Raw genomic sequence first — 2,810 nt, forward strand, 5'->3', positions numbered from 1 at the left:
CAACGCAGCTTGGGATCGAATGCGGCCCTCTTGGCCCGGCCCCGCGCCTCAGCGGCTTGGCGTAGCGTCATGCCAGCATCAGCGCACGCCTGCCACGCCAACCGAATACGATCTGACAGCGTGGTGAATTCGATATTGTAGCGCTGAGCCGCCGCATCAACAGACTTTTGCGCGATACCAAGATGCCGCGCAGTCTCGGCGCGCGTCATCCCAGCCTCGGCGCAGTGCCGATATTTCGCCGCTCGATCCGCAAGCTCAAAATGATTTGCAAAGGCGATATTGTACCGCGCAGCTGCCCCACAAAGCGTGTTCAGAGAAGCGCCCAAATCGCGCTCGGCCTGCGACTTTGTCATGCCACAATCAGCGCAGCGCTGCAGCGCCTCTTTCGTCAATCCATGCAGTAGCTTGGACATCACTTCACCCCCTTACTTGGAGATGATATCAGGCAAACCGGAACGCCACGCTCAAGCGCCCAGCAAGCTTCGCGCCAAACCCCGCGCGAAAGATCCCAGCCCGGGATCGGCGGGATCACGATGCAACCCGCTACGCGCATCAGCGGCAAGCACCACATCGACCACCAATCATCATCAAGCGGTCCTGGCCCCTTACCACTGCACCGTCCGTTCACCTGGATCTGGTCAGCGCAGACGATTGGCGAGATGGCGGTTGCACCCTCATAGGACAGGCGCCACGACCAGAACCCAGCGACATTCACAACCGATTGATGCAGGTCACGACACCAAACACCGTGTTTGTCGACCACTTCGCGCGAGTACGGCGTAGCTAGGTAGACCACCCGGCCAGATCCTATCCCAGCAGCGGCAGCGACCGTACATTCTTCACGCAGCAAACCTGATGCAGCATAGGTCGCGCGTAAATGGCCCCAATCAGGACCACCATCGGCAACAATTGCTTTGCCCTCAAAAGTCATACCATCCCCCCGAGAAAAGCGGGCGAGGCGAACCCCGCCCGAAGTTCAACAGGAAGGAACGCAGCTTGCCCCCTGCGGTGGGGATCATTGGCGCGGCGGCGGATATGAGTGGGGAGAACCGCCGCGCCGATCCGATGCTCTGGGGAGGAGAGGCCGAACACCGAATGCAGAAATGTCGCGGGGGAATTCCGACCGACACCGCCCCCCGCTACGGCTCGCAACCCGGCTCTCATGGGCGCGGCCGGAATAGAAAGGGCGCGGCGGTCAAGCAGACCCACCGCGCCAGTAACCCGCGCCAGACCGGCAAGACGAGCAGGTTTCATGGCCTGCGCGCGGGGGAAACTTATCGATTTTGGTGAAGACGCAGCCATATCAGCCCTCGCCCATGAATCGCGCGAACTCATCCGGCCAGGTCACCGCCGCCAGCGCGACCTTGTCGCCCGAGGGCCGGTTCGTACCATCCCACCAGTTGCACGCCGTCTGGAACGTCACGCCGAACGCCGCCGCCACGTCTTCACGCGTGACGAACAGGTGGCGAATCAGATCAGACCAATGATCGAGGAAGGCCACCCGATACTGCAGCGGATCAACGCTCCAACCATGTGCGCGGCGATGCGCGGCGCGCCCACGGCCACGACCTTCGAACGGATTTGGATGGGACTTTTTAACGAATGCCTTGGCAGGCTGGACGGAAGATGTAGCAATGATGCGAGGTTTTGTCATGTTAAGAGGCCTTTTGCGAAGGTTGATCAACAGCCTCATCAACTGGATGTGCAGCCATCCACGCCCGAATTCTGTCTGCATTGACCAATGTCGGACTGGAGCTGCGCGAAACCCATCCATCCCAAGCACCCCATTTGGCGTTGATCGCCGCACGGATGACCGCTTGCGGCTTCATGCCAGAGCGCGAGGCATAGGCTTCAATCTCAGTGATAAGCTGTTCCATGCGTCATTGATGGGGTATTTATACTCCATCCGTCAAGGGCATTTTTACCTTATATTCAGCAACGATTGCGGAAGGTAAATTTGCTCCATGAAAATGACCTTTCGAGATGCCCTCATCATTGCGCAGGAGACTAGCGGAAAGTCGCTCCGCAGCATTGCGATCGACTCCGACGTTTCCTACGACACCCTAAAGAACCTCAGCCAAGGCAAGAGCCAAAACACCAATGTGGACGTAGCCCTGAAAGTAGCCAGATCGTTTGGCGTTAGCATCGAGGAATTCTGCGAAGGTAATTTTACCACTACCACACCACTAATCGCCGTAGTGGGCCGCGTTGGCGCAGGCGCAAAGGTTGACCTGATCGACGCCTATGCCAAGGGCGATGGCCTCTACCACGTTCCTTGTCCGAGCGGTCTAACCCCGCATGGCATCGTCGCGGTCGAGGTCGAAGGAGATTCGATGACCCCGACCTATGAGCCCGGCTCTGTGCTATTCTACTCACGCGACGCGATCGGAATCCCGACTGAAGCGCTCGGCAAGATCTGCATCTGCGAGGATCTTGAGGGGAAAGCTTGGGTCAAACAAGTCAAGCCAGGAACCGAACCCGGACTATTCCACCTGATCTCAATCAACCCAGCCGGCATCAACATGCACGACACCGCCATCAAGTGGGCCGCACCAGTAAGATTCAGCCTGCCACCAGAATTTGTACGAAAAATCGGATAGATGCTGAGAGCATATCGCTATGTCCAGTTCATTCCGATCACATGCTGAATTAGTCCCCTCCGGTGAGGCTCTACCTCCTGCTAGGAGATGGCGACGTGAATATGACGATTATGCCAATTTTTTTGTGTTGAACCTCTCTTTAGGACTTTATTGACAAATGTGTTGCATTATATGTTAACAGTCACGGAAGCTAGGGAAGCCAACCTGATC

The 2,810-nt window shown here is 57.5% G+C and carries 5 protein-coding genes; 1 reads left to right on the plus strand and 4 read right to left on the minus strand.

Annotated elements, in window-relative coordinates:
• The 4 genes from QZ571_RS18360 to QZ571_RS18375 form a co-directional block, all read right to left on the minus strand.
• A partial coding sequence (locus QZ571_RS18360) for a hypothetical protein (protein WP_295537610.1) occupies positions 1–413 on the minus strand: 413 nt, incomplete at its 3' end.
• A complete protein-coding gene (locus QZ571_RS18365) occupies positions 413–931 on the minus strand; it encodes a DUF1937 family protein (RefSeq protein ID WP_295537611.1) in 519 nt (172 codons plus the stop codon). The genes QZ571_RS18365 and QZ571_RS18360, both read right to left, overlap by 1 nt.
• Positions 932–1,303: 372 nt before the next feature.
• The gene (locus QZ571_RS18370) at positions 1,304–1,654 is read right to left on the minus strand and encodes a hypothetical protein (RefSeq protein WP_295537612.1); all 351 of its coding nucleotides are present in this window, start codon (positions 1,652–1,654) and stop codon (positions 1,304–1,306) included.
• Between the two features lies 1 nt (position 1,655).
• On the minus strand, positions 1,656–1,877 hold the full coding sequence (locus QZ571_RS18375) for a hypothetical protein (protein WP_295537613.1): 222 nt from the start codon (positions 1,875–1,877) through the stop codon (positions 1,656–1,658).
• Positions 1,878–1,964: 87 nt separating this feature from the next.
• On the opposite strand from QZ571_RS18375, the gene QZ571_RS18380 reads away from it, so the two are divergent.
• On the plus strand, positions 1,965–2,600 hold the full coding sequence (locus tag QZ571_RS18380; protein ID WP_295537614.1) for a S24 family peptidase: 636 nt from the start codon (positions 1,965–1,967) through the stop codon (positions 2,598–2,600).
• Positions 2,601–2,810: the final 210 nt, after the last annotated feature.

The organism is uncultured Thioclava sp. (genome assembly GCF_913064665.1).
Lineage (GTDB): Bacteria > Pseudomonadota > Alphaproteobacteria > Rhodobacterales > Rhodobacteraceae > Thioclava > Thioclava arctica.